Annotated in this window: 23 protein-coding genes; 8 read left to right on the top strand and 15 right to left on the bottom strand. The window is 68.5% G+C overall.

Annotated features, from left to right (window positions below):
• The first annotated feature begins 433 nt into the window (after positions 1-433).
• Positions 434-1,585 (top strand): right-handed parallel beta-helix repeat-containing protein, encoded by a 1,152-nt coding sequence (locus ACFWZ1_RS02720; RefSeq protein ID WP_231323433.1) that lies wholly within the window; start codon positions 434-436, stop codon positions 1,583-1,585.
• Between the two features lie 143 nt (positions 1,586-1,728).
• On the opposite strand, the gene ACFWZ1_RS02715 is transcribed toward ACFWZ1_RS02720, so the two are convergent.
• The 9 genes from ACFWZ1_RS02715 to ACFWZ1_RS02675 form a co-directional block, all read right to left on the bottom strand.
• Positions 1,729-2,898: a glycosyltransferase family 4 protein gene (locus ACFWZ1_RS02715; RefSeq protein ID WP_439665363.1), complete on the bottom strand. Its 1,170-nt coding sequence runs from the start codon at positions 2,896-2,898 to the stop codon at positions 1,729-1,731.
• A gap of 42 nt (positions 2,899-2,940) precedes the next feature.
• A complete protein-coding gene (locus ACFWZ1_RS02710) occupies positions 2,941-4,038 on the bottom strand; it encodes a right-handed parallel beta-helix repeat-containing protein (RefSeq protein ID WP_439665362.1) in 1,098 nt (365 codons plus the stop codon).
• Positions 4,035-5,489, bottom strand: coding sequence for an asparagine synthase-related protein (locus ACFWZ1_RS02705; RefSeq protein ID WP_231323428.1), 1,455 nt, complete (start codon positions 5,487-5,489; stop codon positions 4,035-4,037). Before ACFWZ1_RS02705 ends, ACFWZ1_RS02710 begins: the two co-directional genes overlap by 4 nt.
• Before the next feature lie 196 nt (positions 5,490-5,685).
• Entirely contained in the window at positions 5,686-6,747 is a 1,062-nt protein-coding gene (locus ACFWZ1_RS02700) for an EpsG family protein (RefSeq protein ID WP_439665361.1), read from the bottom strand.
• Positions 6,748-6,749: 2 nt separating this feature from the next.
• Positions 6,750-7,655 (bottom strand): glycosyltransferase family 2 protein, encoded by a 906-nt coding sequence (locus tag ACFWZ1_RS02695; RefSeq protein ID WP_439665360.1) that lies wholly within the window; start codon positions 7,653-7,655, stop codon positions 6,750-6,752.
• 14 nt (positions 7,656-7,669) lie between these two features.
• Positions 7,670-8,887 (bottom strand): polysaccharide pyruvyl transferase family protein, encoded by a 1,218-nt coding sequence (locus tag ACFWZ1_RS02690; protein WP_231323423.1) that lies wholly within the window; start codon positions 8,885-8,887, stop codon positions 7,670-7,672.
• Positions 8,888-9,038: 151 nt separating this feature from the next.
• The gene (locus ACFWZ1_RS02685) at positions 9,039-10,421 is read right to left on the bottom strand and encodes a UDP-glucose dehydrogenase family protein (RefSeq protein WP_439666858.1); all 1,383 of its coding nucleotides are present in this window, start codon (positions 10,419-10,421) and stop codon (positions 9,039-9,041) included.
• A gap of 40 nt (positions 10,422-10,461) precedes the next feature.
• Positions 10,462-12,678: a polysaccharide biosynthesis tyrosine autokinase gene (locus ACFWZ1_RS02680; protein ID WP_231323421.1), complete on the bottom strand. Its 2,217-nt coding sequence runs from the start codon at positions 12,676-12,678 to the stop codon at positions 10,462-10,464.
• Positions 12,679-12,703: 25 nt separating this feature from the next.
• The gene (locus tag ACFWZ1_RS02675; RefSeq protein ID WP_231323419.1) at positions 12,704-13,138 is read right to left on the bottom strand and encodes a low molecular weight protein-tyrosine-phosphatase; all 435 of its coding nucleotides are present in this window, start codon (positions 13,136-13,138) and stop codon (positions 12,704-12,706) included.
• Positions 13,139-13,449: 311 nt separating this feature from the next.
• Between ACFWZ1_RS02675 and ACFWZ1_RS02670 the strand changes: the two genes are divergently transcribed.
• Together ACFWZ1_RS02670 and ACFWZ1_RS02665 are read left to right on the top strand one after the other, a co-directional pair.
• Positions 13,450-13,713, top strand: coding sequence for a hypothetical protein (locus ACFWZ1_RS02670; protein WP_439665359.1), 264 nt, complete (start codon positions 13,450-13,452; stop codon positions 13,711-13,713).
• Positions 13,714-13,804: 91 nt separating this feature from the next.
• A complete protein-coding gene (locus tag ACFWZ1_RS02665; RefSeq protein ID WP_439665358.1) occupies positions 13,805-14,887 on the top strand; it encodes a polysaccharide biosynthesis/export family protein in 1,083 nt (360 codons plus the stop codon).
• 160 nt (positions 14,888-15,047) lie between these two features.
• Here the strand turns inward: ACFWZ1_RS02665 and ACFWZ1_RS02660 are convergent, their stop codons facing one another.
• Positions 15,048-15,389, bottom strand: coding sequence for a Rieske (2Fe-2S) protein (locus tag ACFWZ1_RS02660; RefSeq protein WP_439665357.1), 342 nt, complete (start codon positions 15,387-15,389; stop codon positions 15,048-15,050).
• Between the two features lie 76 nt (positions 15,390-15,465).
• Here ACFWZ1_RS02660 and ACFWZ1_RS02655 point away from each other — a divergent pair, with 76 nt between their 5' ends.
• The 5 genes from ACFWZ1_RS02655 to ACFWZ1_RS02635 all read left to right on the top strand — a co-directional run bounded on the left by ACFWZ1_RS02655 (position 15,466) and on the right by ACFWZ1_RS02635 (position 19,792).
• Positions 15,466-15,738 carry a hypothetical protein gene (locus ACFWZ1_RS02655; protein WP_439665356.1) on the top strand — a complete coding sequence of 91 codons (273 nt, stop codon included), beginning with the start codon at positions 15,466-15,468 and terminating at the stop codon, positions 15,736-15,738.
• Positions 15,739-15,813: 75 nt separating this feature from the next.
• Positions 15,814-16,680 carry a methylated-DNA--[protein]-cysteine S-methyltransferase gene (locus ACFWZ1_RS02650; protein WP_439665355.1) on the top strand — a complete coding sequence of 289 codons (867 nt, stop codon included), beginning with the start codon at positions 15,814-15,816 and terminating at the stop codon, positions 16,678-16,680.
• 144 nt (positions 16,681-16,824) lie between these two features.
• Positions 16,825-17,229 (top strand): VOC family protein, encoded by a 405-nt coding sequence (locus ACFWZ1_RS02645; RefSeq protein WP_439665354.1) that lies wholly within the window; start codon positions 16,825-16,827, stop codon positions 17,227-17,229.
• Between the two features lie 9 nt (positions 17,230-17,238).
• A complete protein-coding gene (gene yedA, locus ACFWZ1_RS02640) occupies positions 17,239-18,156 on the top strand; it encodes a drug/metabolite exporter YedA (RefSeq protein ID WP_439665353.1) in 918 nt (305 codons plus the stop codon).
• Positions 18,157-18,373: 217 nt separating this feature from the next.
• Positions 18,374-19,792, top strand: coding sequence for a short-chain fatty acid transporter (locus ACFWZ1_RS02635; protein ID WP_439665352.1), 1,419 nt, complete (start codon positions 18,374-18,376; stop codon positions 19,790-19,792).
• Positions 19,793-19,840: 48 nt separating this feature from the next.
• Here ACFWZ1_RS02635 and ACFWZ1_RS02630 read toward each other — a convergent pair whose 3' ends face one another.
• The 5 genes from ACFWZ1_RS02630 to ACFWZ1_RS02610 all read right to left on the bottom strand — a co-directional run bounded on the left by ACFWZ1_RS02630 (position 19,841) and on the right by ACFWZ1_RS02610 (position 25,949).
• Positions 19,841-21,157, bottom strand: coding sequence for an ABC transporter permease (locus ACFWZ1_RS02630; RefSeq protein WP_439665351.1), 1,317 nt, complete (start codon positions 21,155-21,157; stop codon positions 19,841-19,843).
• A 10-nt stretch (positions 21,158-21,167) separates the two neighbouring features.
• Positions 21,168-22,334 carry an ABC transporter permease gene (locus tag ACFWZ1_RS02625; protein WP_231323406.1) on the bottom strand — a complete coding sequence of 389 codons (1,167 nt, stop codon included), beginning with the start codon at positions 22,332-22,334 and terminating at the stop codon, positions 21,168-21,170.
• 10 nt (positions 22,335-22,344) lie between these two features.
• Positions 22,345-23,031, bottom strand: coding sequence for an ABC transporter ATP-binding protein (locus ACFWZ1_RS02620; protein ID WP_231323404.1), 687 nt, complete (start codon positions 23,029-23,031; stop codon positions 22,345-22,347).
• Between the two features lie 81 nt (positions 23,032-23,112).
• Positions 23,113-24,345, bottom strand: coding sequence for an efflux RND transporter periplasmic adaptor subunit (locus tag ACFWZ1_RS02615; protein WP_439665350.1), 1,233 nt, complete (start codon positions 24,343-24,345; stop codon positions 23,113-23,115).
• Between the two features lie 116 nt (positions 24,346-24,461).
• Positions 24,462-25,949, bottom strand: coding sequence for a PLP-dependent aminotransferase family protein (locus ACFWZ1_RS02610; protein ID WP_439665349.1), 1,488 nt, complete (start codon positions 25,947-25,949; stop codon positions 24,462-24,464).
• Positions 25,950-25,993 lie beyond the last annotated feature (44 nt).

Here is a 25,993-nt window from a genome sequence, read left to right as displayed (position 1 = left end):
TTGCACACAACAGCGCCGGGCAGCGATGCCCGGCGCTTTTTTTTGAGGGGGCGCTGTTCGAACCGCATGCGCCGCGGCTCTCGCTGTGCCTCTTGCAAAGCGTGGAGGCGCGGACGCACAAGGGGCCGGAACAGCGTCAAGAACGCGTGCATAACCCTCGACGAGCGCTAGTTTCCGACTCCCGTGGGCATGTCCGTGCCGTCTGTCGGTCACGCCTGGAGGATCGGGGACCCGGGCGCCTTTCCACCCGCTTCTTAACGCCTTGATCGCGAACGTAAAACGAAACGGTTACGAGCGTGTCACGGAACTGCCCCGAGCCCGTCGGAGGGCCGTGCAATTTTCATGAACGGCACCCAATGGTCGAGCTTGTTAGGGTCCGTGAAGGTCATGCATGGTTCGCGTCACTTTCACGTGACGAGAGGGTCAACTCCTGATGATGAATTTGCACGACACCCAGTCCTCCGCGAAGAAGACCGCCAAGCGCTCGCTGTTTGCCAAGCCCCTGGTGATCGCCGCTTCGCTGGCACTGTCTGCCGTGGCACTTCCTGCTGCTGCTGCTTCCTGGTGGGACGCCACCCCCAATATCTCGATCGGTTCGCGCACCGTCAACGTCAAGAACTTCGGCGCCCGCGGCAACGGTACCCACAACGACACGGCCGCCATCCAGAAGGCGATCGATTCGCTGCCCAGCAGCGGCGGCACCGTCTTCGTTCCGGCCGGCCGCTACATGATCGACGCCACCAAGGCGCTCAAGCTGCATTCACATACGCGGCTGAAGCTCGACCCGAGCGCAGAACTTCGCGTGATCCCCAACGGCGCCAGCCGCTACTGGGTGGTCAAGGTGCACAACGCCAACAACGTCGAGATCGTCGGCGGCAAGATGACCGGCGACCGCGCCCGCCACAAGGGCACGCGCGGCGAGTGGGGCTACGGCATCAACATCTCCGGCTCCGATCATGTGCTCGTGCGCAACGTGCACCTGTCCGAGTTCTGGGGCGACGGCATGTGGATCGGTGCCCTGGGCCGCAACGGCAGCCTGGACCGCTCCAACTACGTGACGCTCAACAACGTGACGTCCTCGCACAACCGCCGCCAGGGCCTGTCGATCGGTCCGGCGCAGCACGTCTACATCGTCAACAGCACCTTCAAGGACACCAAGGGCACGCTGCCGGAGGCCGGCATCGACTTCGAGCCGCAGGAACAGGGCCCGGCCGACACCATCCGCCTCGAGAACAACCTGATCTCGGGCAACAACGGCAACGGCATCGAGATGCATGCCCACGTTTCCCAGGTGACGTTCGCAGGCAACACGTTCAGCGGCAACCGCGGCTTCGGCCTGATGTCGATCAACGCGCACCACATGCAGCTCAATGGCAACCACGCCACGAAGAACGGCCTGGCGGGCCTGCGCATGAGCGCGAAGACCCACAACGTGACGATCAGCAACAACAAGCTGCAGTACAACAGCACCCGCTACATGTCGGCGACGAGCGCCGGCGGCGGCACCAGCCGCGACATCCAGATCGGCAAGAAGACTTACTCGATCAGCCAGTCCAACAACACGCTTTCGCCCAAGCGGAAGTAAACCGCGCCACGGGCAGCCGCCAGGCTGTCGCGCAAGCGCACGACCTCGCGCCGGGGCAGCCACGCTGCCCCGGCGTTTTCTTTTTCTGCTGTTCGCAGGGGGCGAAGCTGCGCGCGGATGCCCGATTTCTTTTGCGTGGAGGGCTACGAGGCCGAGCCGGCCAGCGAACCACCGGGCATGTCCGTGCCCAGCAGGCGCTCGTAGACGTCCAGCGTGCGCTGGATCACCGCGCGCTCGTCGAACTCGCCGATCGCCTTCTCGCGCGCCTTCGCACCCAGGCGCGCCAGCAGTTCGCGGTCGTCGTCCAGCCGCGCGACGAGCGCGGCCAGCGCCGTGGCGTTGCGCGGCGGCACCACCAGACCGTCCATGCCGTGCCGCGTGACCACCTCGCGGCAACCGGGCTGGTCGGTGGTGATCAACGCCAGTCCCGCCGCGGCGCCTTCGATCAGGCTCTTGGGCACGCCTTCGCGGTAATAGCTGGGCAGCGCCATCACGTCGATGGTGGAAAGCAGCGCGGGCATGTCCTCGACGTGGCCAAGCCACGTGATCACGCCTTCCGCGGCCCAGCGTCCCACCTGCTCGTCGCTCACCGAGCGCGGGTTGCCCGGGTCGGGCGCGCCGGCCAGCACGAACTCGATGTCGCGGCCCTGCGCCTTGAGCTGACGGGCGGCCTCGACGTACTCGCCGATGCCCTTCTCCCACAGCAGGCGCGCGGCCAGCAGCACGCGCAGGCGTCCATCGCGGCCGGACATCGAACTGGGACGGAAGCGCGAGGTGTCCACGCCGGAGCTGCGGATCACGTGGATGCGATCGCGCGCCACCAGCCGCGAGCGGCGGAAGATCTCCGCGTCGTCCGGGTTCTGCAGGATCAGCAGCGAGCGGCGATGGTCGAGCGTACCGCGCATCAAGGCCTGCACCATCGGCCGCAGGCAGCGTGCCTTCAGATCGTTGCTGGTGAACACGTAGCCCATGCCGGCTACCGCGTTGACGGTGGCCGGCACGCCGGCCATGCGCGCCGCGGCGCCGCCATAAACGGCGCACTTGACCGTGAAGTTGTGCAGGAGGTCCGGCTTCTCGCGGCGCAGGATGCGCACCAGGTGGCGCAGCGTCACTGCTTCGCGCAGCGGGTTGAGACTCGCGCGGTCCATCGGCAGCGTGATCCAGCGGAAGCCGCGCGCGGCAAAGCGCCCGCCGAACGGGCCGGGCGGGGAGAGCATCACCACGTCGTGGCCATCGGCCTGCAGCCGTTGCGCGGTCGACAGGCGGAAGTTGTACAGATACCAGTCGGTGTTGGCGTAGAAGACGAATTTCATCGCTCGGATCCTTTGCTGTTGCGCTCCTGGGCGCGTGCCGCGCTAGAACTTGTTGCCCGACACTTGCACGTTGGAAGTCTTGTCGCCGATGTGCAGCTGCGCGGGATGGTCGCCACCGCCACCGGAGGTCATCGCCTTGAGCGCGCGGCGCAGCGAATGCGTGCTGTTGTCCGACAGCGTGTTGTCGGTGACCTTCACGTCGCTGGTGTGGCCGGCGAGCTTGACCCCGCTCATGCCATTGGCGGTGATGACGTTGTCGTCCACCCACAGGTCGTTCATCTGCGCGGCCAGCACGCCGAAGCCGCCGTTGTCGCGGATCGTGCAGCGGCGGATCACCACGCCGGACACGCTGTGGTGGATCTCGACGCCACAGCCCTTGTTGCCGGTCAGCGTGCAACCCTGGATCAGCACGTCCTTCACCTCGCCCTGCCCCATCGGCTCCAGGTCGATGCCGGACTGCGGCTTGGTGCCGTTGGTGTCGCTGAAGGTGCTGTCCAGGATGCGCACGCGCTGGCACGGACCCAGCGACAGTCCCTGGCGGCGGTTGTTGGTGCACACCACGTTCTGCACGGTGACGTCGGTGGAGATGTCGGCCTTGGCGCCGCGGCCGAACGCGCCGATCCACATGCCGTCGCCCCAGCAATCGGAAATGCGGGTGCCCTGGACCAGCACGTTGTGCGAGGCCTGGATGTTGATGCCGTAGCCCCACTCGCCCTTGTCGCCACGGTGCTGGTCGCGCTCGCCGACCACGCGGCCGCCCACGATCTGCACGTTGTCCACCCGCCAGACGCGGATGACGTGGTAGCGCTTGAGCGTGTTGGGCAGCGCGGTCAACTGCGCGTCCGGCGCCATTTCCAGGCGGATGTTCGAGCGCAGGCTGATCGCGCGCGCAGCATCGATCATGTAGTTGCCCGCCGGCACGTGCACCGTGCCGCCGGTGGCGGCGATGGCGTCGATGGCGGCCTGGATCGCGGTGGTGTCGTCGGTCTTGCCGTCGCCGCGCGCGCCCTTGGCGCGCACGTCGATCTGGTTGGCGGCCGCGGTGGCGATGCGGGGCAACGCCGGCAACAGCGCGGCCCCCGCGAGCGCCAGGGCGCGTTGCAGGAACAGGCGGCGCGCGTTGGCGTCGGGCCCGTTCATGCGTCGGGCCTCTGCGCCGGCGCGTCGGCGCGGCTGAGCAGCCACGGCAGCACCACGGCCAGCAGGTAGAACTTGGAGGCGAAGAACTTGTTGCCCATGCGCCCGCGGTAATCCTCCAGCCAGCGTGCGGCGCCCGGCACCAGGTCGCGCGCTTCCACGGCGAAGGCGTGCACCTGCTCGAAGCGTTCCGCGGCGAGCCCGCACAGGTCGAAGCGGAAGCAGCCCTTGGCACGCACGTACGGCAGCTCGCCGAAGCGACGCGCGATGTGCTTGCGCACCAGCGGCTTGTTGTGGCCGTCGCGGTCGATCAGCTGCGCGTCGGGCACCTCGCGATAGACCCATTCGGCCAGCTGCGGGTCGCAGAACGGATAGGCCTGGCGCAGGCCGAGCGCGCTGGTGGTGTACTGGCCCTTGGGAAAGCCCGCGCCGGCCTCGACGATCGCCAGCGTGACACGCTTGCGCGCCTCGATGGTGCGGGCGTTGGCAAGTTCCTCCTGGAACACGCGCAGGCGTTGGCGCGACTGCGACGCCACCGGGCGGCCCAGCAGGCGGTCGACTTCCGCGTCGCTGAAGCGCGAGCCGGGGAAGTAGCGCTCGAACGGGTCCATGCCCAGCGTCGCCAGCACGAAGCAGGCGACGAAGCTGCGGCTGACCGGGCCGGCCTCGAACAGCTTTGCCGGCACCGGCAGATCCCTGGCCATGCGGAACAGCGCGCTCTTGCGCGCATCCACCGGCGTGCCGAAATAGATGTCCGAACCCAGCCCGTCGATGACGCCATCACCGCCGGCGCCGGCGATTTCGGTGGTGAGATCGGCATAGGACAGCATGGCGAAGTCGGCCGACAGCAGCGGCAGGCGCGGTACCATCGCCAGGTAACGGTCGTAGGCGCGCGCCGGCTGGCACACCAGCGCTTCGTGGCGCAGGCCGAGCTGCCGCGCGACCGCGCGGGCGGACTCGACCTCGTCCTCCTCGCGCCCGCCCAGGTAGGTCAGGCACGTGGTGTCCGGCCGGGCCTCGGCGACTGCGATCGCCAGCGAGCTGGAATCCTTGCCGCCGCTCTGCAGCATCCAGGGCGTATGCATGCCAGCGGTCGAGCGCGTGACCGCCTCGCACAGCAGCCGGTGGTAGGTTTCGAGCAGCGAGTCCTCGTCCGCGACCTGTTCGGTCGGCCGCTTCGGCGCGGGCGAGGAGCGGAACGGAAAGCGGTATTCGGGCGCCGCATGCAGGTCGAGCTCCGGGTCGAAGCCGATCACCGCCACCCGGACATCCCGATAGATCGTATGCGGCGGATACACGAACGCATTGCGCAGCACGTCGGCGACGGAAACCGGGTCGATCGGCCTGCCGCCAGCCTGCCCCGACAGCGGCGCGAAATCCGCGTCGTAACGGTACGGCGAAGCCTGGAGCTTGATGCGGGGATCGGCATCCTGCACGGCGGTGGCGGTGGACATGGTGGCTTCCTTTGCAGACGCCCTGGGCTGGCGTGGAATGACTGGGGCGGACATCGGGACGCGCCTTATGGCCGCGGGCCGCAATGCGCGCGCGCGTTTACAGATAGCAATCGCGATGCAGGCGACGGGTGAAGCGCCGCGGTCGCGGCCGCCGGAGGGACGGCACACGCGCGCTTCGGGAGCGGCGGCAGGCGGTTCACAGCACCACGCCGTGGGTGACGTAGTAGCAGAACACGCCGCCCGCAGCGACCAGCCCCATCCGCAGCACGACCGGATTGCGCAGGGGCGAAAACCGGCTGTCGCAACAGATCGCGGCCAGGATCAGCGATACCGACAACCACGCCGGCAACAGGTAGCGGTTGGAGAAGTTGCCCCAGCCCACCGCGAAGAACGGCAGCATCAGTACCAGGTAGATCGCGGTGCTCTGGTTGATGCGCTCGCGCACCGGCTCGCGCACGAACGGCGCGACCACCCACGGCAACACGTACCAGAACAGCGAGAACACCGCGAAATCCAGGCGCACGCCGGCCTTGTAGGAAGAACCGGCGTCATAGGCCATCACCATGGTGTAGACGGCTGGCACTAGCGCCCGCACCAGCACCATGGTCACGCCGCTGCAGTAGGCCAGGAACGCCAGGATGCCGGCCACGCGCAGCAGCTTGGTATTGAGCAGCAGTACCGGCGCGAAGAACAGGTACAGCAACGCCGAGTAGTGGAACCCGGTGGCCAGCAGGCCCCACAGGATGAACGCACGCCACTGGCGCTGGTAGAACGCCAGCAGCGCGGTGAACACCAGCAGCGAGGAGAGGCCCTGGCGCATCACGTTGATCGTCGCGTTGGACATCACCGGCGAGATGAACAGGAACAGCAGCGAGGCGGCCAGGAAGGTCGTGTAGCCGGTCTCGCTCTCCAGGAACGTGTGGTAGCGGCGGGTGGCCACCAGCGCGGTGCCCATCATCACCAGGAACATCACGCCCTCGTAGCCCGTGAAGCTCATGCCGGTGGCGGCCAGGATCACGCTCAGGTAGTAGAAGACCGGCTCGAAGCGGCTGTCCGTTTCGCCATGGTGCTGGAGGCTTTCGAAGAAGCTGGCGTAGACCGAAGTGTCGGTGCCGATGTTGCCGCGGGTAGCCACGGCAAAGGTGACCACGACGATCACCGCCGCCACCAGCATCAGCCCGAGCAGCACTCGGGCATTGGTGTTGGTCGGACTGTCGGAGTACGCGAGGGGCTGGTCCATGGTGCTGGTGGTGTTCATCGTCAGCTCGCCTGGTCGGCATGGGTGGCACGCGTGCCGGTGGAGCGCGTGCCCGCGGAGAACCGGCGCGCGTAGGTGATGGCGCGCCGGCGCGCGTAGCGGGCCACGCCCAGCACGGCGGCCACGCGCATGCGCGCGCCGCCGATCAGGCCTTGTTCGTGGAGCGTGCGGCGCACGTCGATCGCCGCGGCGTACATCGCTTCCATGTCGCCGCTCAGGCCGCCGGCGCCGAACGGCGGCTTGTGCCAGGACGCCAGCACGGGTTCGATCCGCGCGCAGCGGTAGCCGGAGAGCAGGATCTGCGCCCAGAGCATGAAGTCCTCCGCGCGTCGGCGGCGTTCGTCGAAGCGGAACGGCAGGTCGCGCCGAAGCAGCATCGAGGCGGTGGGAAACGGGCTGCCCATCAGCGGCAAGCGGTTGGGCAGGACGCGTACCGCGATCGGACGGCGCACCTCCGGCGGCGGGTCGGTGCGCGCCTGTACGTTCATGGCGTGTGCCAGCAGGGCAATGCCCGGATCGCCCGCAAGCACGTGCATCTGGATCGCGAGCTTTTCAGGATGCCAGGTGTCGTCGGCGTCGAGGAAAGCGATGTACGGCTGGCGAGCGTGCTCCCAGCCGTGGTTTCGCGCCGCGCTCGGCCCGCCGTTGCGCGCCAGCGTGAAGACACGCACCCAGCCATCCGGGTATTCGGCGGCCACCTGGTAGAGGCGCTCGAGCGTGCCGTCGCCGCTGCAGTCGTCGACCAACAGCACTTCGGCCGGCGGCAGTTGCTGCGCGGCGACCGATGCCACCGCCGGACCGATGGTGTCGACGCAGCGGTAGCAAGGCACCACCACGCTCACCGGCGCCACCTTGTCGTCGAGGGCGAGGGTCGGGCGCACCGTGTTTCCTGCGATCAGCGTTTCCATGGAGGCTCCCGGGGTCAGCACAGGCAGTCGTTGATGCGTGCGGCGGCCGCCCGCGCGGCGAGCTGCCACTCGGTGGTGCGCTGTTCGAGCAGGCTGCGCAGCGTGTCCTCCCGCTGCACCAGGTGATCGAGCGCCTCGCGCAGGGAGGTCGAGGAAAGGTTGCGTGCCTGCAGCACCATTTCCTGGTTGCCGAACATGTCGCGGTTGATCCCGCAGGCCTTGACGCTGTACGCGATCGACACCGTGGGCACGCCGCTGGAGAGCGCGGCGATCACCGGATGCGCGCGCGCGCCGATGAAGAAGCGCAGGTAGCTGATGACGTACTTGGTCTGCACCGCGTTGAAGTCGTTGGGCATCATCTTGACCGAGTCGCCCAGGTCGGCCAGCCGCGCCAGCAACGGTTCCATGTACGCCGCGTCGCCGCCGCGCGTGTCTTCGCGCAGCGGGTCGGCGTGCGGGATCAGCAGCACGCCCAGCTGGTGTTCCTTCACCGCGTGGCGGATGAATGCCGCCAGTTCCGCGTGCAGGTCCTTGTCCTGGCGCTTGTGCCGTTCGATCAGCCGGCTCACGTTGAGGCCCAGCACGTGGCCCTCGCCGCGCGGCCAGAACGGCGCCAGGTCGACCGGCTCCTTGCCGAGCATGAACGAGGGCTCGGCCATGCGGATCACGTTGCGCAGGCCCAGCTTGTGGACCAGGTAGTCGTGGCTCATCGACTCGCCGGCCGCCACGAAATGCATGCGCGCCAGGTGGCGCGTGACCGGCTCGACGAACTCGGGCTCGCGCTCGAACGGACCGACCGAGGCGCCCCACAGCATCACCGGCTTGCCCATGTCCATGGCCCAGCCGTCCACACTCATGATCGGCGAGGGGATGCGGTAGTCGAGCGAATAGTTGTCGCCACCCACGGCCAGCACGGCGTCGACCGATTCGAGCTGGCGACGCAACCAGCGCGGCATGGGGAAGGGCCAGCCGGCGCGCTTGATCAGCGGCAGCGGCAGGCTCTGCAGTTGCACCCAGTAGCGCGACGGCGGCGGCAGGTAGGCGCGCACGAGGCGGACGCCGTCATCGGCGGCATTCGGCCACTGCTCGCTGTCGCGCGCGATGTTGACCGAGGGCACGAGCACCTCGACGTCGCCGAATTGTTCCTTCAGCAGGGCGACCGTACTGCGCACGATGGCCTCGCAACCTCGGTTGCGAAACGTGCGCTGTCCGGAGAGGTAGAAGCGTTTCACGTGAGCGTCCTGGCGTGGATACGAGGAATGACCGGGTTGGCGGACTGCGTCCGATCCGGCGGCGGTGGGAGGCGGCATCGTCCAGACACCGTTTCGGGCGGCGGCAACCGCCCGTCGGCCGCGGCTGGCGCGGCCGGCGGGCGATGCTTGCTCAGGCCGTGGCCGCCGGCCGCAGCACGGCCGCCGAGGGCACCGGCACCGATGCGAGCGAACGCCCGCGCCCGATGCCGTAATAGGCCAGCCCCGCCTCCTCCACTTGCGCCGGGTCGTACAGGTTGCGTCCGTCGAAGATCGCCGGGTCCTTCAATGCGCCGCGGATGCGCGCGAAGTCCGGCGCGCGGAACGCCTTCCACTCGGTCACGATCGCCAGCACGTCGGCGCCGTCCAGCGCCTCGTACGCGTCCTCGCACAGCGTGAGATCCGCCCGCTCGCCGTAGATGCGCGTGGTCTCCGCGCGCGCCTCCGGGTCGAACGCCCGCACCCTGGCGCCGGCCGCCCACAGCTGTTCCATCAGCCGCCGGCTGGACGCCTCGCGCATGTCGTCCGTGTTGGGCTTGAACGCCAGGCCCCACAACGCCACGGTCCGGCCCTTCAGCTGGCCGTCGCAGTGGCGCTCGATCAGCTCGAACAGCTTGCCCTTCTGCGCGTGGTTGACCGCCTCCACCGCACCCAGCAGCTTCGCCTCGTAGTCCACGGTGCGCGCGATGCGCTCCAGCGCCTGCACGTCCTTGGGAAAGCACGAGCCGCCGTAGCCGGCGCCGGGGTAGATGAAGTGGTAGCCGATGCGCGGGTCCGAACCGATGCCGCGGCGCACCTGTTCGATGTCCGCGCCGACGCGCTCGGCGATGTTGGCGATCTCGTTCATGAAACTGATCTTGGTCGCCAGCATCGCGTTGGCCGCGTACTTGGTCAGCTCGGCCGAACGCTCGTCCATCACCACCGTGCGGTCGTGGTTGCGGTTGAACGGCGCGTACAGCTTGCGCAGCACGCCGACGGCGCGCTCGCTGGAGCTGCCGATCACGATGCGGTCCGGCCGCAGGCAGTCCTCCACCGCGTCGCCTTCCTTGAGGAACTCGGGGTTGGAGACCACGTCGAACGGAATCACCGCGCCGCGCTCGGCCAGCGCCTGGGCGATGGTCGCGCGCACCCTGTCGGCGGTGCCTACCGGCACGGTCGACTTGTTGACCACCACCGCGTAGCGGTTCAGGTGCTTGCCGATGCTGCGCGCCACTTCCAGCACGTAGCGCAGGTCGGCGCTGCCGTCCTCGTCCGGCGGCGTCCCCACGGCGATGAAGATCACGTCGCCGTGGTGCACCGCCGGCTCCGCCTCGGTGGTGAAGTCCAGCCGACCACCCTCGTGGTTGCGCTTGACCATCGGCGCGAGGCCCGGCTCGTAGATCGGCACCTCGCCGTTCTTCAGGCGCGCGACCTTGGCCGCGTCCACGTCCACGCACAGGACATGGTTGCCCATTTCCGCCAGGCAGGTCCCGGTGACCAGGCCGACGTAGCCGGTACCGAACAGGGTGACTTTCAGTGTCATGCGAAATCCTTCTGATTCGAGGTGGAAAGCGTGATCAGGCCTTGGCGCCCGCGTACTCGTAGTACGCGTAGGCGTAGTAGCCGGCGCTGCGCTTCTCGACCGCGTTGAAGATCGCGCCCTTCACTGGCACGCCGTTCTGTTCGAAGCGCTGCTTGGCCAGCGCGATCTCGCGCGCCTGGTTCACGCCGAAGCGCACGACCATCAGGCTGGTACCCACGTGGTGGCCGATCACCGCCGCGTCGGTCACCGCCAGGATCGGCGGCGTATCGATGATGATCAGGTCGAAGCGCGGCTTGAGCTTCTCGAGCAACGCGGTGAAGTGCGAGTGCATCAGCAGCTCGGACGGATTCGGCGGAACCTTCCCACGCGAGATGAAGTAGAGGTTGTTCGCCCCCTCCACCGTGCGCACGGCCTCGGACAAGCCGATCTGGCCGGAGATCAGTTCCGACAGGCCCTGTTCCGGACGGCCGCCGACCACGGTGTGCAGTGCGCCCTTGCGCATGTCCGCGTCGATCAGCAGCACGCGCTGGCCGGCCTGCGCGATCACCGCCGCCAGGTTCGAACCGACGAAGGTCTTGCCTGCGCCCGGGCCGGGGCTGGAGATCATCAGCAGGTTGTTCTTCGCTTCCAGGCGGGCGAAGTGCAGGCTGGTGCGCAGGCTGCGCAGCGCCTCCACCGCCAGGTCGTCCGGCGCGCTTTGCGCCAGCAGGTGCTGGGCGTACGCCCCTCGTCGCACGCGGCCATTGCGCTCGGTGATCTCGCGCTCGGCGGCCGACAGCGGCACGCAGGCGTAGACCGGCAGGCCGACGTGCTCGATGGCGGCCAGGTCTTCCACGCCACGGTTGAGCAACTGGCGGATGAAGATGAAGGCGAGCGCGAGCAGGCCTCCCAGCGCGGTGCCGGCGAGCACCAGGATCATCTTCGGCGGCCACACCGGACGGTTGGTGTTGGTCGCGGCGCGGTCGACCACGCGCACGTTGCCCACGGTGCCGGCGCGCGCGATGTCGAGCTGCTGGGCCTGGTTGAGCAGGTTGGTGTAGGTCTCGTTGCTGACCTGCACGTCGCGGGTCAGGCGCAGCAGTTCCTGCTGCGTGTCGGGCAGGTGGCCGACCTGCTTCTCCAGCGCGGCCTTCTTGCCCTGCAACTGCCCGATCTGCGCGGCGAGGGCCTGGTAGGTCGGATGGTTGGAAGTGAACTTGCGCTCGACGTCGGCCATCTGCATGCGCAGGTTTTCGATCTGCGTGTCCAGCGCGACCGTCTGGTCGAGCAATCCTTTGGTCTGCAGGCTGATGTCCACCGAGTGCGCGCGCATCTGGAACGCGTTCAGCGCGGCGGTCGCCTTCTCCAGGTCCATCTTGACCTTGGGCAGCTGCTCCTTGACGAACTTGAGGCTGTTGGCCGCCTCGGCGGAGTTGCGCTCCACGTTCTGCTGCACGTACAGCGCGCTGATCTGGTCCAGCAGCTGCGTTGCCAGCACCGGATCGATGTTGTCGTAGGTGAGCACGATGATGCCCGAGTCCTTGCCCTGCTCGGTGGCCTGGATGGCCCCCTGCAGGCCGGTGATCGTGCCCAGGTGCGAGTGGCGCGCCACGTCGAACACGGCGCCGGGATTGGCGTGCAGCGACTGCACCTGCATCGTGATGCCGTTGCCCGTGGCCGATTCGCCCACGCGGCCGGTCAGCAGCACGTTGTCGCCCGCGTCGGTCAGCGTATAGGTGCCATGCTCACCGGCGACCAGCCGCAGCTGCTTGTCGAGGAGCGCCGAAGGCACGTCGAGCTGGAAGATGTCCAGTTCCGCGCCGCCCCAGTCGTAGCTGTCCATGCCCATGAACGGCGGGGCCACGTCACCCGGCATCTGCGGGTTGTAGCTGCGCGCCATGTAGTCGCCGATCACCGGGAAGCGCTCCGGCTTGGCGGTGATGTCCAGCTTGAGGTTGTTCACCGCCTGCCCGATGATCGTGCGCGAGGTGATCAGTGCGATCTCGGTGGTCGCCTGCGAGGAGGAGGTGCCCAACGTTTGCGACAGATCGTCCAGGCCAGGCAGGCTGGGGACTTTCTGTTCCACCTGTACGGTTGCGGTGGCCTCGTAGATCGGTGTGGTCAGCGTGGCATAAATCACGCTGATCACGAAGAACACCGCAGTGACGCCGATGATCAACCACTTGTGGTCGAGCAGCGTGCCGAGCAGCGCGTGCAGATCGATGTCGTCATCGCGACGCGGTGAGGACGGGAAGGTCTGTTTGGTGGTCATAGCCCGGTTCCTAGGCTTGGGGGGTTCACAGGTAGCGCAGCCAACTGCCGACGCCACGTTCGATTGAGGCGTGTACTTGCTCGAACACACTGCGCGAACGTCGAAATGGATCCGGCACGTCGCTGCCCGCGTGCCATTTGTCGAAAAGAAACACCTTGCCGCTGGCCTCCGGGGCGAGCTTCACCACGGCGTTCAGGTGTCGGCGCTCCATCGCAAGGACCAGGTCCGCTTCGCGCAGCATCGATGCCTCGAGCTGGCGCGCACGGTGTTCGCTGGCATCGATGCCGTCGTCTTCCAGCAGGGCGGCGGCGTTCTGGTCGATCGGCCGCCCCACCAGCGCGCCCAGGCCGGCGCTGCTGACGTGGATGTCGCGCTCGCCCAGTTCGCGGCGGAATAGGAATTCCGCCACCGGACTGCGGCAAACATTGCCGACGCAGACCACCAGGATGCTGTTGAACACGATCCGCACACTCCCGAAAAACCCAAGGCCATGTGGCCCCTGTCGATGCCACGCCGGCCAGGCGCGTGATGGACGCCGAACCGGCCGGTAGAGAGTCGGCAGTAAAACTCGTGTTCCGTGAAAAAATCATGTTGGACACTTCCTTCATTTACGTGAAGAAAATGCTTTAGCAGCTACATCTTTTCTTCACGCGGGCTGGGCCTGGCATATCGCCAACTTGGAAACACGTCTTTCTCACCGCATTCACGAATGATCGCGTTAGATTCGTCGAGCCCGCTTGGCAAACGTTCCATCTTCGGGGGGCCCAACCCATGCACCAGTTCAAGCTCGTGCTTCCGCTTGCCGGTCTGCTGATCGCCGGCCAGGCCTTGGCACACAAGGCACCGCATGTCACGACCGGCGCCCCGGCTCCCGCCAGGCTGGCGCTGGTGCAGGCCGGCGCCAGCCCTGCCGCGCTGATCGACGGCGTGCGTGGACGAAGCGTCCGCGCCACGTCGGAAACGCCCGCCGCGGCAACCTCGGAAGCCATCGGCAAAAGCATAGATACACCCACTCGCATTAACCGTCGCCATTAGCCAAAACCGCCATGTCGCGGGCGTGTCAGACGAATGACTTCAATAATTCGTCCCGATTATCCCCACGGTGGCCCAGCAGAAAGGACGCATTATGAAAACGCTACCCGCAGTAGCCATCCTTCTCTTCGCCGTCGCGCTGAACGGCTGCGCGATCGTCCCCGGCCAGCGCATGGACGAGGGCGCGCTGCAAAGTGACAACAGCCACATGCAGCTGCTGCAGATCACGCCGGAGCTGGTGGAGAGCAGCCAGACGCAGGCCAGCACGATTCCGCAGGAACTGGTCTCGTACCAGCCGGAGGACTACCGCATCGGCGCCGGCGACACGCTGTACATCACCGTGTGGGATCACCCGGAACTGACCTCGCCCGCGGGCTCGCAGCAGCAGACCGTGGCCAACGGCCGCCTGGTGCGCCCTGACGGCACGCTGTTCTATCCCTATGCCGGCACCATCAAGGCGGCCGGGCTGACCGTCGAGGAACTGCGCCAGTCGCTGACCAAGAAGCTGGGCAGCTTCGTGCGCGAGCCGCAGGTGGACGTCAACGTGGTCGGCTACGGCAGCCATCGCATCACGCTGGAGGGTGCGTTCCAGCACACCGACGCGCAGGTGCTCAACTCGGTGCCGATGACGCTGTCGCAGGCGATCGGCGTGGCCGGCGTCAACACGCAGGAAGCGGACCTCTCCGGCTTCACGCTCACCCGTGACGGCAAGACCTATCCGATCGACCTGACCGCGCTCAACCAGGGCACCGACGGCCAGATCTACCTCAAGCCCGGCGACAAGCTGTTCCTGCCGTACAACGACAACAAGGAGGTGTATGTCGTGGGCGAGGTGATCCGCCCGCAGGCCATCACCTTCAAGACCACCGCGCTGACCCTCACCCAGGCGTTGGGTCGTGCCGGCGGCCTGAGCCCGATCACCTCTTCGGGCAATGCCGTGTACGTGATCCGTGGTTCGGAGAAGCTCACCCAGACGCCCGCGCAGGTGTTCCACCTCAACGCACGCTCGCCGGCGTCTTATGCCCTGGCGGACAACTTCCGCGTCAAGCCGGGCGACGTGGTGTGGGTCGGCGCGGCCGGCATCACCAAGTGGAACCGCTTCCTGAGCCAGCTGCTGCCGCTGTCCGGCCTGATCTACCAGACCGCCGGCTCGGTCGATCGCGTCAACAACCCCTGACGGAAGGTTTGGCTGGCGGGCCAGGGAAGGTCCGCCGGCATGGAACGAGAAAGGCCCGGCGCATGCCGGGCCTTTTTTTTCCTCTTTGGGGAGAGGCCTGGGTGAGAGGCCGGAACCCGTGGGATGGCGGTCCGGCCGCAGGTTGAAACCAAGGGGGAGCTCAAGCGCTCGCCAGCCAGACCACCCCGCGCTCCACCCGAAGCGGCACCGCACGCAGCGACTGCCCACGGCAGGGCCCGCCCACGCAGAGCCCGTCCCCGGTGCGGAAGCTCGCCCCATGCACTGCACAGATCAACGTGCCGCGGCTGATCAGGAATTGTCCGGGCGCCCAGTCGAGTCGTCGCCCGGCGTGCGGACAGACGTTGATCCAGGCCCGCGCTTCCTCGCCGTCGCGCAATACGATGAGGGTTTCGGGACCTTCGGGCAGGGTCGCATCCACCGCTATCGCGGTGCCGTCGGGAATGTGATCGAGGCGGCAAAGCGCCCCGGGGGGTAGGTCCATCGGCACTTGCCTCGGGGGCGTGAAAGCCCCATCGTTGCGCACGTAAGTCGTTGATTTTACCACACGGATTTTTAACATGCGCCTGTTCCAGCTGCCCTCGTCCCGTCCCCGCCACCCGCTTGCGCGCGCCCTTTCGCTGGTCGTCGGGGCTGCCGTGCTGGGCGTGATGCTGGTGTTCGGGCTGTTCGTCGCTGGCGTGCTGCTGGTCGGTGGCGGGCTGTGGCTGGCGTTGCGCCAGTGGAACCGCGCGCGCGCCGTCGGCCGTGCCGCGCCTGCCGCCGGAGCGCGTCCGCAGGTACTCGAGGGCGACTTCGTGGTCCTGCATGAAGGGCGCCCGGTCGCGCGTTGAGGCGCGCAAGAAGCGGATGGCCCGCGCGCGAGCTGACGCCACAAACTGGCGTCATCTGGAAACCGGAACGCCGCCATGTCCGCCATCGAACCGCTTGAACAGGCCCGCCGTCTGCTCGACGAGGCCGAAACCGCGCCCAGCCTGGACGCCCTCGCCAGCGCGGTGGCGCTGAGCCCCACCTACCTTCAGCGCGCTTTCCGGCGGCGCTTCGGCATGAGCCCGGCGGAATACCACCGCTCGCGCCGCTTCGGGCAGTTCAAGGCCGCCCTGCGTGAAGGCGCCGCCGTGACAGACGCGGTCTACGAGGCCGGCTTCGGCTCGGGCAGTCGCGTCTACGAGCACAGCAACCGTCTGCTCGGCATGACCCCGGCAAGCTACCGCGCCGGCGGTGCCGGGGCGAGTATCCGCTACACCACCACCGGCACGCCGCTGGGCCGGCTGCTGGTGGCGACCACCACGCGTGGCATCTGCGCGGTCAACCTGGGCGACGACGACGTGGCGCTGGAACGCGGGCTGGCCGGGGAATTCCCGCATGCCACGCGCGAGCGCGTGGACGCCGGGCGCGAGGAATGGCTGGATGCGGTGATCGCGCGCATCGCCAGCGAGCTGGGCTGGAGCGATGCCGCGGCGCCCGCCATGCCACCGTTGGACATCGCCGCCACCGCGTTCCAATGGCGCGTGTGGGATGCACTCACCCGCATCCCCGCCGGCCAGACGCGCAGTTACCGTGCGCTCGCCACGGAACTGGGCGACGCCAACGCCGCCCGCGCTATCGGCAACGCCTGCGGCAACAACCGACTGGCGCTGATCGTGCCCTGCCACCGCGTGGTACGCGAGGACGGCTCGCTGGGCGGCTGGCGCTGGGGTGTGGAACGCAAGCGCGAGCTGCTGGCGCGCGAGCGCAACCGCGTCGCGGAGCCGGAGCGCCGCCGCGCGTCTTGACCGTCGCTCAAGGCTGGATTGAGAACTGCGCGCTACCGCGCCGGTGCCGCTCCGGCTATCGTGCGCGCTTCGGGCAACACCACCTGATCGACGCCGGCCTCGCCGGCTGCCGGCGTTTGCCCTTCGTTCCACCGGATCCCACCGATGCCCACGCACAAGCCCGCCGGCCACAATGCCGTGTCGCCGTACCTGCTGGTCGCTGACGCGCGCGCCATGCTGGCCTTCCTGCACGCGACGTTCGGCGCGAAGGAACTGCTGCGCAAGATGCGCGATGACGGCTCGATCATGCACGCCGAGGTGCGGATCGACGATTCGGTGGTGATGGTCGGCGAGCGCCCCGATGGGCGCGATCCGGTGCGCGGTTCCACCCACGTCTACGTACCCGACGTCGACGCGTGTTACGCCGCGGGCCTGGCCGCCGGCGCATCCAGCGTGACCCCGCCCACCGACCAGCCCTACGGCGACCGCAGCGCCGGACTGCGCGACCCCGAAGGCCATTTGTGGTGGATCGGCACGCACCAGCCGAATGAAGCCCCCTCCCCTGCATGATCTCCCGCCATGTCCGCCATCGATGACACCTCCGCCACTCCTGCTCCCGCCCGCGCGCTGGACGAACCGCGTGTGCTGATCCCGCTCGGCCTGCTCGCGCTGTACGTCGTGTGGGGCTCGACCTACCTGGGCATCCGCTACGCGCTGGAGAGCTATCCGCCGTTCCTGCTCGCAGGCGTGCGCTTCCTCGGCGCAGGGTCGGCCATGTACGCGTTCCTGCGGATCCGCGGCGTGCGCCCGCCCACGCGACGCCAGTGGCGCAACGCGGCGGTGACCGGCGTGTTGCTGTTGCTGGGCGGCAACGGGCTGGTCTGCTACGCCGAGCAGAGCGTGAGTTCGGGCATTGCCGCGGTCGCGGTGGCGAGCATGCCGCTGTTCGCCGCGGTGTTCTCCGGCATGTACGGCCAATGGCCGAACCGGCGCGAGACGGTCGGCTTGCTGATCGGTTTCGCCGGCGTGGTGGTGCTGAACCTGGGCAGCGGACTTTCCGGCTCGCGACTGGGCGCGTTGGCGCTGATCGTGGCGGCGATGAGCTGGGCCTTCGGTTCGGCCTGGAGCAAGCGCCAGGACATGCCGGCCGGGCCGATGAACACCGCCGCGCAGATGCTCTGCGCCAGCGTCGCACTGCTGCTGGTCGGCTTCGGCACGGGCGAACAGCTGCCCGCCCATCCCACCCTGCGCGCCACGGCGGCGGTGGTGTACCTGGCGCTGTTCGGGTCGATCGTCGCCTTCAGCGCGTACCTTTACGTGCTCAAGCACGCACGGCCGGCGCTGGCGACCAGCTACGCCTACGTCAACCCACCGGTGGCGGTGCTGTTCGGCGTGCTGCTGGTCGGCGAGCACGTCGGCCCGTTCGACCTGGGCGGCATGGCGATCATCCTGGTGGGCGTGGGCGTAATCACGCTGGCGAAGAAGCCCGCCCATTAGGCGAAAGTGCGTGTAGGAGCGCACCTGTGCGCGACCGCGCGGGTCGGGTAGCCGAAGGCCCGGCCGACGGCACTGAAGCAGCCGTGGTGCCGAGCGGAGTTCTCCCGCAGAAAGCGTCCTGCGCGCGACTTCCCCACATCTCGGTCGCGCACAGGTGCGCTCCTACCGGGCTTGTCTCCGTGCCACCATGCCGCGGGCGAAGGCAACGGAGAGCGGCATGGATCACTCGCGGCAAGGTCTGCTCGCACGCGCGGCGTTGCGCTGCGCCGGCTGGTCCGAACGCTGGTTTCCCGATGCCTGGGTCTTCGCCGCGCTCGGCGTCGCGTTGGTGGCATTGCTCGCGCTGGGTTTCGGCGCCGCCCCAACCACCACCGTGCAGGCTTTCGGCGATGGTTTCTGGAGCCTGATCCCTTTCACCATGCAGATGGCGTTTGTGGTGATCGGCGGTTACGTGGTGGCCAGTGCGCCCGTGGTGGCGCGCCTGATCGATGCATTGGCGCGCGTACCGAAAAGCGGCCGCGGCGCCGTGTGCTACGTGGCGCTGGTCAGCATGCTCGCCTCGCTGCTGTCGTGGGGTTTCTCGCTGGTCTTCGGCGGGCTGCTGGTGCGCGCGCTGGCGCGCCGCGACGACCTGGCGATGGACTACCGCGCCGCCGGCGCCGCGGCCTACCTCGGACTGGGCGCGGTGTGGGCGATGGGTCTTTCCTCCTCCGCCGCGCAGCTGCAGGCCAACCCGGCCAGCATGCCACCGGGATTGCTGGCGATCACCGGGGTCTTGCCGTTCAGTCAGACGATCTTCCTGTGGCAGTCGCTGCTGCTCACCGCGGTGCTGATCGCCGTGTCGCTGCTGGTGTGCTGGTTCACCACGCCGACCGGCGAAGGTGTGCGCAGCGCCCGCGACTGCGGCGTGGCCGATTCGGACGCGGTCCCCGCGCTGCCGCCACGCACCCGCCCGGGCGAATGGCTCGAGTACAGCCCGTTGCTGTCGCTGCTGGTCGGCGTGCTGGGACTGGGCTGGCTGCTGCGGCGTTTCGCCAGCCTGCCGGCGGCCATGGCGATCGCCGACCTCAACACCTACAACCTGCTGTTCCTCACCATCGGCCTGCTGCTGCACTGGCGCCCGCGCAGCTTCCTCGACGCGGTGGCGCGCGCGGTGCCCGGCACGGCCGGCGTGCTGATCCAGTTCCCGCTCTACGGCGGCATCGCTGCCCTGCTCACCCACGCGCCCGGCGCGGACGGTGCCACGCTGGCGCACCGGCTGGCCGGCGTGTTCGTGCGCGTGGCCACCACCGACAGCTTCCCGCTGGTGATGGGGGGCTACTCGGCGGTGCTGGGCTTCTTCGTGCCTTCGGGTGGCGGCAAATGGCTGGTCGAGGCGCCGTACGTCATGCAGGCGGCCAATGACCTGCACGTGCATCTGGGCTGGGCGGTGCAGGTCTACAACGCCGCCGAGGCGCTGCCCAACCTGGTCAACCCGTTCTGGATGCTGCCGCTCCTGGGCGTGCTGGGATTGAAGGCGCGCGACGTGGTTGGCTTCACCTTCATCCAGCTGCTGGTGCACGTGCCGCTGGTGCTGGGGCTGCTGTGGGCGCTGGGGCTGACGCTGCAATACGCGCCGCCGCTGATGCCCGGCTGATCAGGAAAACACGCAGGGTGGGCTTCAGCCCACCCCACGTTGTCCCGGTCAGGACTCGCGCAACGCCGTGGTCACCGGCAGCCGGGCGGCCCGCACGGCGGGGAACAGGCCGCCAATGAAGCCGATCGCCAGCGCCCACTTCAGGCCGGTCCAGAGCAGCGACGGCGTCACGTGCAGCTGGAAACTCATCTGCCCGGTGGTACCCGCGGCGAGCGTCGAGGCGGCGAAACCGTTGAAGGCCAGCCAGGCCAGCAAGCCTCCCAGCAGCCCGCCGAGCAGCGCGAGCAACATGGTTTCGAGCATCACCGCGACCACCACGGGCGTGCCGCGGAAACCGATCGCGCGCAAGGTGGCGATCTCGCGGGCACGCCCGGCCACCGCGGCGAACATGGTGTTGAGCGCGCCGAACACGGCGCCGATCGCCATGATCACGCCGACCACGATGCCGATGATCCTGATCGCCTTGCTGGTCTGCTCGGACTGCTTGCTGAAGTAGTCCAGCGTGGTTTCCACGTCCACCTGCAGGCGTGGATCGCCCTTGAGCGCAGCCTTGAAACCGTCGAACGCGCTGGCGCCGGTCAACCGCGCGAACACGGAGGTGCGGCTGCTACCGCGCCGGTACGCCGAGGCGACCACGTCGCCATCGCCCCACAGCTCCGAGTCCATCGCGTTGCCGGAGGCGAAGATGCCGGTCACCGTCCAGAGCTGGCTGCCCAGCTTGATCTGGCTGCCCGGCTCCAGCCCGGCGAACTGGCGCTGCGCACCCTTGCCGGCTACCAGTTCACGCAGGCCCGGCTTGAACTTGCGCCCCGCGACGATCTTCACGTCCGGCCGCAACGTCCACGCCTGGTCGCCGATGCCGCGCAACTGCACGCTGCCCTCGTCGCCGCTGCCGTCGCTGAGCGGCAGGTTGGCCGCGACCACCAGTTCGGGCGAGGCGATCGGCTTGCCGGCCTGGTCGCGCGCGATGCCCGGCGCCTCGGAGATCGCGACGATGCTGTCGTGTTCGAGCACCGAGGAAACCTCCGACGCCGAGCCGTCGCGCATCACGATGGCAGTGTCGGTGCTGCCGCTGTTGCTCAGCGCCTCGCTGTAACCCACGCCCATCGCCAGCAGTGACACCAGCACCGCCACCACGCCGGCGATACCGATCACCACCACCGAGGACGAGCCGATGCGCTGCGGCAGCGTGCTCACGCCCACGCTGGTGGCCGAACCGGCCTGCCGGCCGGCGCGGGTCAGCTGCATCCACAGCACGAAGACCACCGCCAGCGCCAGCCATGCCGGCCAGGGCAAGGCGGTCCAGGCCACGATGCTCGCCACCACCACGAGGGCGAGCAAGAGTCCACGCAGAAACGATTTCATGGCTATCTCCTTAGCGCCCGGCCAATGCATCGACGATGTTCAGGCGCATCGCGCGCATCGCGGGCAGCACGCCGACCAGCAGGCCGATCCCCAGCATCAGCGCGACGCCGATCGCCCAACTGCTCGCCGGTACCGGCGGCATGCTGACCATCCCGCCACTGCCGGCACTGAGCGCCGGCCCCAGCACCGCGGCCAGCCCGAGGCCCAGCACGCCGCCCAGCAGCACCAACGCCACCGATTCGGCCAGTACGAGTCCCAGCACGCTGGCGCTGGAGAAACCGATGGTCTTGAGCACGGCCAGCTCCGAAGTGCGCTCGCGTACCGCCTGGGCCATCGTGTTGCCGGTCAGCAGCAACAGGGTGAAGAACACCGCGCCCATGATCGAGATGACGATGAAGCCGACGTTGGCCATCTGCTTGATGTACTGCGCGAACGCGGCCTGTTCGGTCATCGTCCTGGTTTCGTGGTCCGAGTTGGCCGACAACGCGTCGATCGCATTCGCCACGCGGTCGGACTGGCTGGCGTCAACCACGCGGGTCACGTACCAGCCGACCCGGCCGTGGTTGTACGGGTTGGATTCGTCGAAGTACTTCCAGTGCATCAGGATGCCGCCCTGGAGCATCTGCTTGTCGTCCGGCTTGGCCGGACGCATCACGCCGACGATGTCGAAGCTCCAGTTCTTGCTGCCGTCGCGGTTGGGGAAGATGTTCGACTGCAGCGGCAGCTTGTCGCCGACCTTCCAGTGGTACTTCTTCGCCAGCAGGTCGCCGACCAGCACGCCGGTGCGGGTCTGTTCGAAAGCCTTGCGCTCGGCCGGCGAGACCGCGACCTCCGGGTACATGTCCACGTAGTTGTCGCTCACCGCGAAGGTGAAGATCTGGTTGTGCGGGTCCTGGTAGGCGCCGCCGAACCAGTTGGCATAGGCCACCATCTTCACGCCCGGGACTTGCTCCATGCGCGCCTGCAGCGACTGCGGCAGGGTTTCGATGAAGGAAAGCTTCGAGCCGGTCTGCAGGCGCTCGGCGCCGGCGGCGCTTTTCCCCGCGTTGGCGAAGCTGGTGCGCACGCCATCGAGCATGCCGAACAGCAGGAACGCCGCCAGGATCGACACCAGCGTGAGGATGGTGCGCGTCTTGCGCCGCCACAGCGCGGCCCAGATCAGATGCAGGTATTTCATGCGAGCCTCCTCAGGCCAACGCCTGCTCGACCAGCGTGCCCTTGTCCAGGTGCAGGGTGTGGTTGGCGTACTCCGCGGCCTTGGGGTCGTGGGTGACCATCACGATGGTCTTGCCGTGCTCGCGGTTGAGCGTGCGCAGCAGGCCCAGCACGTCCTCGGCGGACTGGCGGTCGAGGTCGCCGGTCGGCTCGTCGCACACCAGCAGCGTGGGATCGGACACGATCGCGCGGGCGATCGCCACGCGCTGCTGCTGGCCACCGGACAGCTCGCTGGGCTTGTGCGAGGCGCGCTCGGCCAGGCCCACCAGTTGCAGCGCGATCGAGGCGCGCTGGCGCCGCTCCGCAGAGGACAGCTTGGTCAGCAGCAGCGGCAACTCGACATTGCGCTGCGCCGAAAGCATCGGCATCAGGTTGTAGAACTGGAACACGAAGCCGACGTTGGCCGCACGCCACTTGGCGAGCGCACCGGCGCCGAGCTGGTCGATGCGCTGCCCGCCCACGCTGATGACGCCGGCGGAGGGCGTGTCCAGTCCGCCGATCAGGTTGAGCAGGGTGGTCTTGCCCGAGCCCGAGGGGCCCATCAGGGCGAGGAAGTCGCCCTCGGCGATGTCCAGGTCGATGTGGTGAAGCACTTCGACCTTCTGCTTGCCGCGCGTGTAGACCTTGGCCAGGTCGCGGGTTTCGATCAGGTTGCCCATGGGCTTTCTCCGGTCAGCCGTAATGGTTGCTTGAGCTTTCGCGCGCGCCCTGGAACGGACGCCCGCCACTGCATTCGACGCTCAGGACTGCTTGTTCTCGACATGTACTGCCGCGCCGTCGCGCAACTCGGCCGGCGGCGACACCACCACCGTCTCGCCGGGCTGCACGCCTTCGGACACGAGGCGCTGGTCGCCGCGCGCCTGCGATTGCACGGGGCGCTGCTGCACGCGCTCGCCCTGCACCACGAACACCACTTCGTGGCCGTCGCGCCGGGCGATCGCCGCGGCCGGCACCAGCACGCCGCGCGGCGTCTGCGCAGTGGCCGTGGCCCGGGTTTCCAGGAACGACACGCGCACGCCCATGTCCGGCACGATGCGCTGGTCCTTGTTCTCCAGCGCCACGCGCACCTTCACCGTCGCCTTGCCGCGGTCGGCGGCCGGCACGATGGCGATCACGTGCGCCGGGATGCGCCAGTCGGGGTAGGCATCGAGCACCGCCTCGGCGGGCATGTGCGGCTTGACGCGGCCGATGTAGGCCTCGTTCACGTCGACATCGACCTCGAGGGAATCCATATCGACGATCGTGCCCACGCCGGTGCGGGTGAAGCCGCCTCCGGCCGACAGCGGCGAGATGATCTCGCCCACCTGCGCGGACTTGTCGGTGACCACGCCGTCGAACGGGGCACGCACCACGGTGTAGTCGAAGTCGACCTGGGCCACCTTGGCCTGCGCCTGCGCGGCTTCGGCCTGGCGTTGCTGCGCGTTGAGCTGGGCGGCGAGCGCCGCGACCTGGGTATGCGCCTGCTCGGCCGCCTGCCTGGCGACCAGCCCGCGACCGACCAGCGCGTCCTGGCGGGCCGCATCGTGCCGGGCCTGGGCCAGTTGCGCCTGGAGCTGCCCCACCTGCGCCAGCGCCGCGCGGGCGCTGGCCTGGGCCGCGTCGAGGTTGGCGCGGTAGGCGCTGTCCTCCAGTCGCGCCAGCACCTGGCCCTTGCTGACGTGGTCGCCTTCCTCGATCAGCACGTCGGTGAGCGTGCCGGTGATCTGCGCCGACACCGTCGCCTGGCGGCGCGCGGTGACATAGCCGGTCGCCTGCAGCACCGCGCCGGCATCGCCGCCGCCGGGGGCCGCGGCCGCGGCGGTCTGCACCACCACCGCGCGGTTGGCGAGCATCCACCAACCGCCGATGCCCAGCGCCAGCAGCACCAGCAGCACGCCGCCGACGATCCAGGGCCAGCGGACCGGCGCGGTGTTCACCGCTTCACGGTGCCCGCGATCGATCTTCAGCTGCCTGAGCAGTTCCCCGTTGTCCACGCCTTGGCTCCCACAAGTCCATTGCTCAAGTGCAAACGATGCGGCAAGCCGCGGTCCGGCGGCAGATGGTGCCATCAGTCATCGGCGATGACAGGTGTCACGCGCGCGCGGCGGGCTCAGGCGGCGGCGCATGTCCCGGCCGGCCTTTCCCGACGCGCGGCGACGGCACCGACCGCCTGCGCCAGGCGCGCCGCCGCGGCCTTCAGGGTCGCCTCGGACAAGGTGGCGTAATTGAGCACCAGCGTAACGTGGGACGGCGGCATCGCGTGCAGGGCCTCGCCCGAACACAGCCGTACCCCGCGGGCCAGCGCCTCGGCAAGCAGCTCGGCGGTGCACTCGCCAGGCAGCCCGGGCAGGCTGGCGAACAGCGTGCCCGCGGCGCCCTCGCCGGCAACCTCCGCCGCGTCGCCCAGCTGCGCCTTCAGCGCGTCGCGCAGCGCGCGGTGGCGCGGCACCAGCTGGTTGTTGATGCGGCGGATGTCGCGCAGGTACTGCCCGCTGTCGATACATGCGGCCAGCACGTGCTGCTGCATCGACATGCAACCGCGATCGGCCAGCCATTTGGCGGCGAGGATCTTCTCGCGCAGCCACGCCGGCACCAGCATGTAACCCAGCTGGAGGGCCGGGTAGACGGCGCGCGCGAAGCTGCTGATGTAAATCACGCGGCCATGCCGGTCCATGCTCCACAGCGAGGGCGAGGCGCGCACGCCGAAGCGGTGTTCGCAATCGAAATCGTCCTCGACCACGCAGGTCTGGCCGGCATAGGCGAAGCGCAGCAGCGCCTCCTTGCGCGCCATCGGCATGACCGCGCCGGTCGGGTACTGGAAGGACGCGCCCACCGAAACCAGTCGCGCGTCGCGCAAGGCAAGGGCGTGTGCCGCGACATCGAGGCCCTGCCCGTCCACCGCGCAGGGCACGATGCGCGCGCCGGTCGCGGCGTAGCTGTGGCGCACGCCCCAGTAGCAGGGGTCCTCCACGCCCACGACCGCGCCTTCGTCGAGCAGCACCCGCGCGACGAGATCGCGGGCCTGCTGGGTGCCGCTGACGATCACCACCTCGCCCGGATCGACCACGATGCCGCGTTCCATGCGCAGGTAGCGCGCCACCGCGGCGCGTAACGGCGGCGCGCCTTCGAGTACCGGGTAATCCGGTGCGCTGCGCCGGCGCACCAGTTGTGCCACGGTCTGGCGCCAGTGCTTTAGGCTGCGGGCATCGGAGCGCACGCGCGGCAGCGAGAGGTCGATCACTTCCGGAGCGCAGGGTCCGTGGTCGACGGGCATTTGCGGCGGGAGGCTCAAGCGTTGCGCAAAGCGCGAAAGCGGCACGTTCGCCAGGCCGCTTGCCTGGGCCGCGTCGATCCCGATAGACGGCGGCACCGCGATCGCCACCGCGCTCACGTACGTGCCCGAGCCGCCCCGGGTTTCGACGTAGCCCTCGCCCTCCAGTTGCTCGTAGGCCATCAGCACGACGGTGCGCGACACGCCAAGCGTGGCCGCCATCGACCGGCTGCCCGGCAGTCGGGAACCGGTGCGGAAGCGTCCCACTTCGATGTCGCGGCGGATCGCCCCGTACACCTGCATGTAGATCGGTTCCCTGCCCGGCATCGCGCCCCCTGCTGCCTTTGCGGACATGCGACCTGACCGGTGGC

The organism is Frateuria sp. GZRe14 (assembly GCF_051900395.1).
GTDB classification, from domain to species: domain Bacteria; phylum Pseudomonadota; class Gammaproteobacteria; order Xanthomonadales; family Rhodanobacteraceae; genus Frateuria_A; species Frateuria_A edaphi.
This window is presented reverse-complemented; position numbering and strand designations above follow the sequence as displayed.

Excerpts from the sequence above, each read along its gene's own strand:
- ACFWZ1_RS02655 (WP_439665356.1), top strand. The coding sequence starts at position 15,466 with ATGCGCCTGTTCCAGCTGCCCTCGTCCCGTCCCCGCCACCCGCTTGCG.
- ACFWZ1_RS02715 (WP_439665363.1), bottom strand. The coding sequence starts at position 2,898 with ATGAAATTCGTCTTCTACGCCAACACCGACTGGTATCTGTACAACTTC.
- ACFWZ1_RS02620 (WP_231323404.1), bottom strand. The coding sequence starts at position 23,031 with ATGGGCAACCTGATCGAAACCCGCGACCTGGCCAAGGTCTACACGCGC.
- yedA (WP_439665353.1), top strand. The coding sequence starts at position 17,239 with ATGTCCGCCATCGATGACACCTCCGCCACTCCTGCTCCCGCCCGCGCG.
- ACFWZ1_RS02630 (WP_439665351.1), bottom strand. The coding sequence starts at position 21,157 with ATGAAATCGTTTCTGCGTGGACTCTTGCTCGCCCTCGTGGTGGTGGCG.
- ACFWZ1_RS02665 (WP_439665358.1), top strand. The coding sequence starts at position 13,805 with ATGAAAACGCTACCCGCAGTAGCCATCCTTCTCTTCGCCGTCGCGCTG.
- ACFWZ1_RS02670 (WP_439665359.1), top strand. The coding sequence starts at position 13,450 with ATGCACCAGTTCAAGCTCGTGCTTCCGCTTGCCGGTCTGCTGATCGCC.
- ACFWZ1_RS02650 (WP_439665355.1), top strand. The coding sequence starts at position 15,814 with ATGTCCGCCATCGAACCGCTTGAACAGGCCCGCCGTCTGCTCGACGAG.
- ACFWZ1_RS02645 (WP_439665354.1), top strand. The coding sequence starts at position 16,825 with ATGCCCACGCACAAGCCCGCCGGCCACAATGCCGTGTCGCCGTACCTG.
- ACFWZ1_RS02705 (WP_231323428.1), bottom strand. The coding sequence starts at position 5,489 with ATGTCCACCGCCACCGCCGTGCAGGATGCCGATCCCCGCATCAAGCTC.
- ACFWZ1_RS02695 (WP_439665360.1), bottom strand. The coding sequence starts at position 7,655 with ATGGAAACGCTGATCGCAGGAAACACGGTGCGCCCGACCCTCGCCCTC.
- ACFWZ1_RS02710 (WP_439665362.1), bottom strand. The coding sequence starts at position 4,038 with ATGAACGGGCCCGACGCCAACGCGCGCCGCCTGTTCCTGCAACGCGCC.
- ACFWZ1_RS02625 (WP_231323406.1), bottom strand. The coding sequence starts at position 22,334 with ATGAAATACCTGCATCTGATCTGGGCCGCGCTGTGGCGGCGCAAGACG.
- ACFWZ1_RS02700 (WP_439665361.1), bottom strand. The coding sequence starts at position 6,747 with ATGAACACCACCAGCACCATGGACCAGCCCCTCGCGTACTCCGACAGT.
- ACFWZ1_RS02660 (WP_439665357.1), bottom strand. The coding sequence starts at position 15,389 with ATGGACCTACCCCCCGGGGCGCTTTGCCGCCTCGATCACATTCCCGAC.
- ACFWZ1_RS02635 (WP_439665352.1), top strand. The coding sequence starts at position 18,374 with ATGGATCACTCGCGGCAAGGTCTGCTCGCACGCGCGGCGTTGCGCTGC.
- ACFWZ1_RS02680 (WP_231323421.1), bottom strand. The coding sequence starts at position 12,678 with ATGACCACCAAACAGACCTTCCCGTCCTCACCGCGTCGCGATGACGAC.
- ACFWZ1_RS02610 (WP_439665349.1), bottom strand. The coding sequence starts at position 25,949 with ATGCCGGGCAGGGAACCGATCTACATGCAGGTGTACGGGGCGATCCGC.
- ACFWZ1_RS02720 (WP_231323433.1), top strand. The coding sequence starts at position 434 with ATGATGAATTTGCACGACACCCAGTCCTCCGCGAAGAAGACCGCCAAG.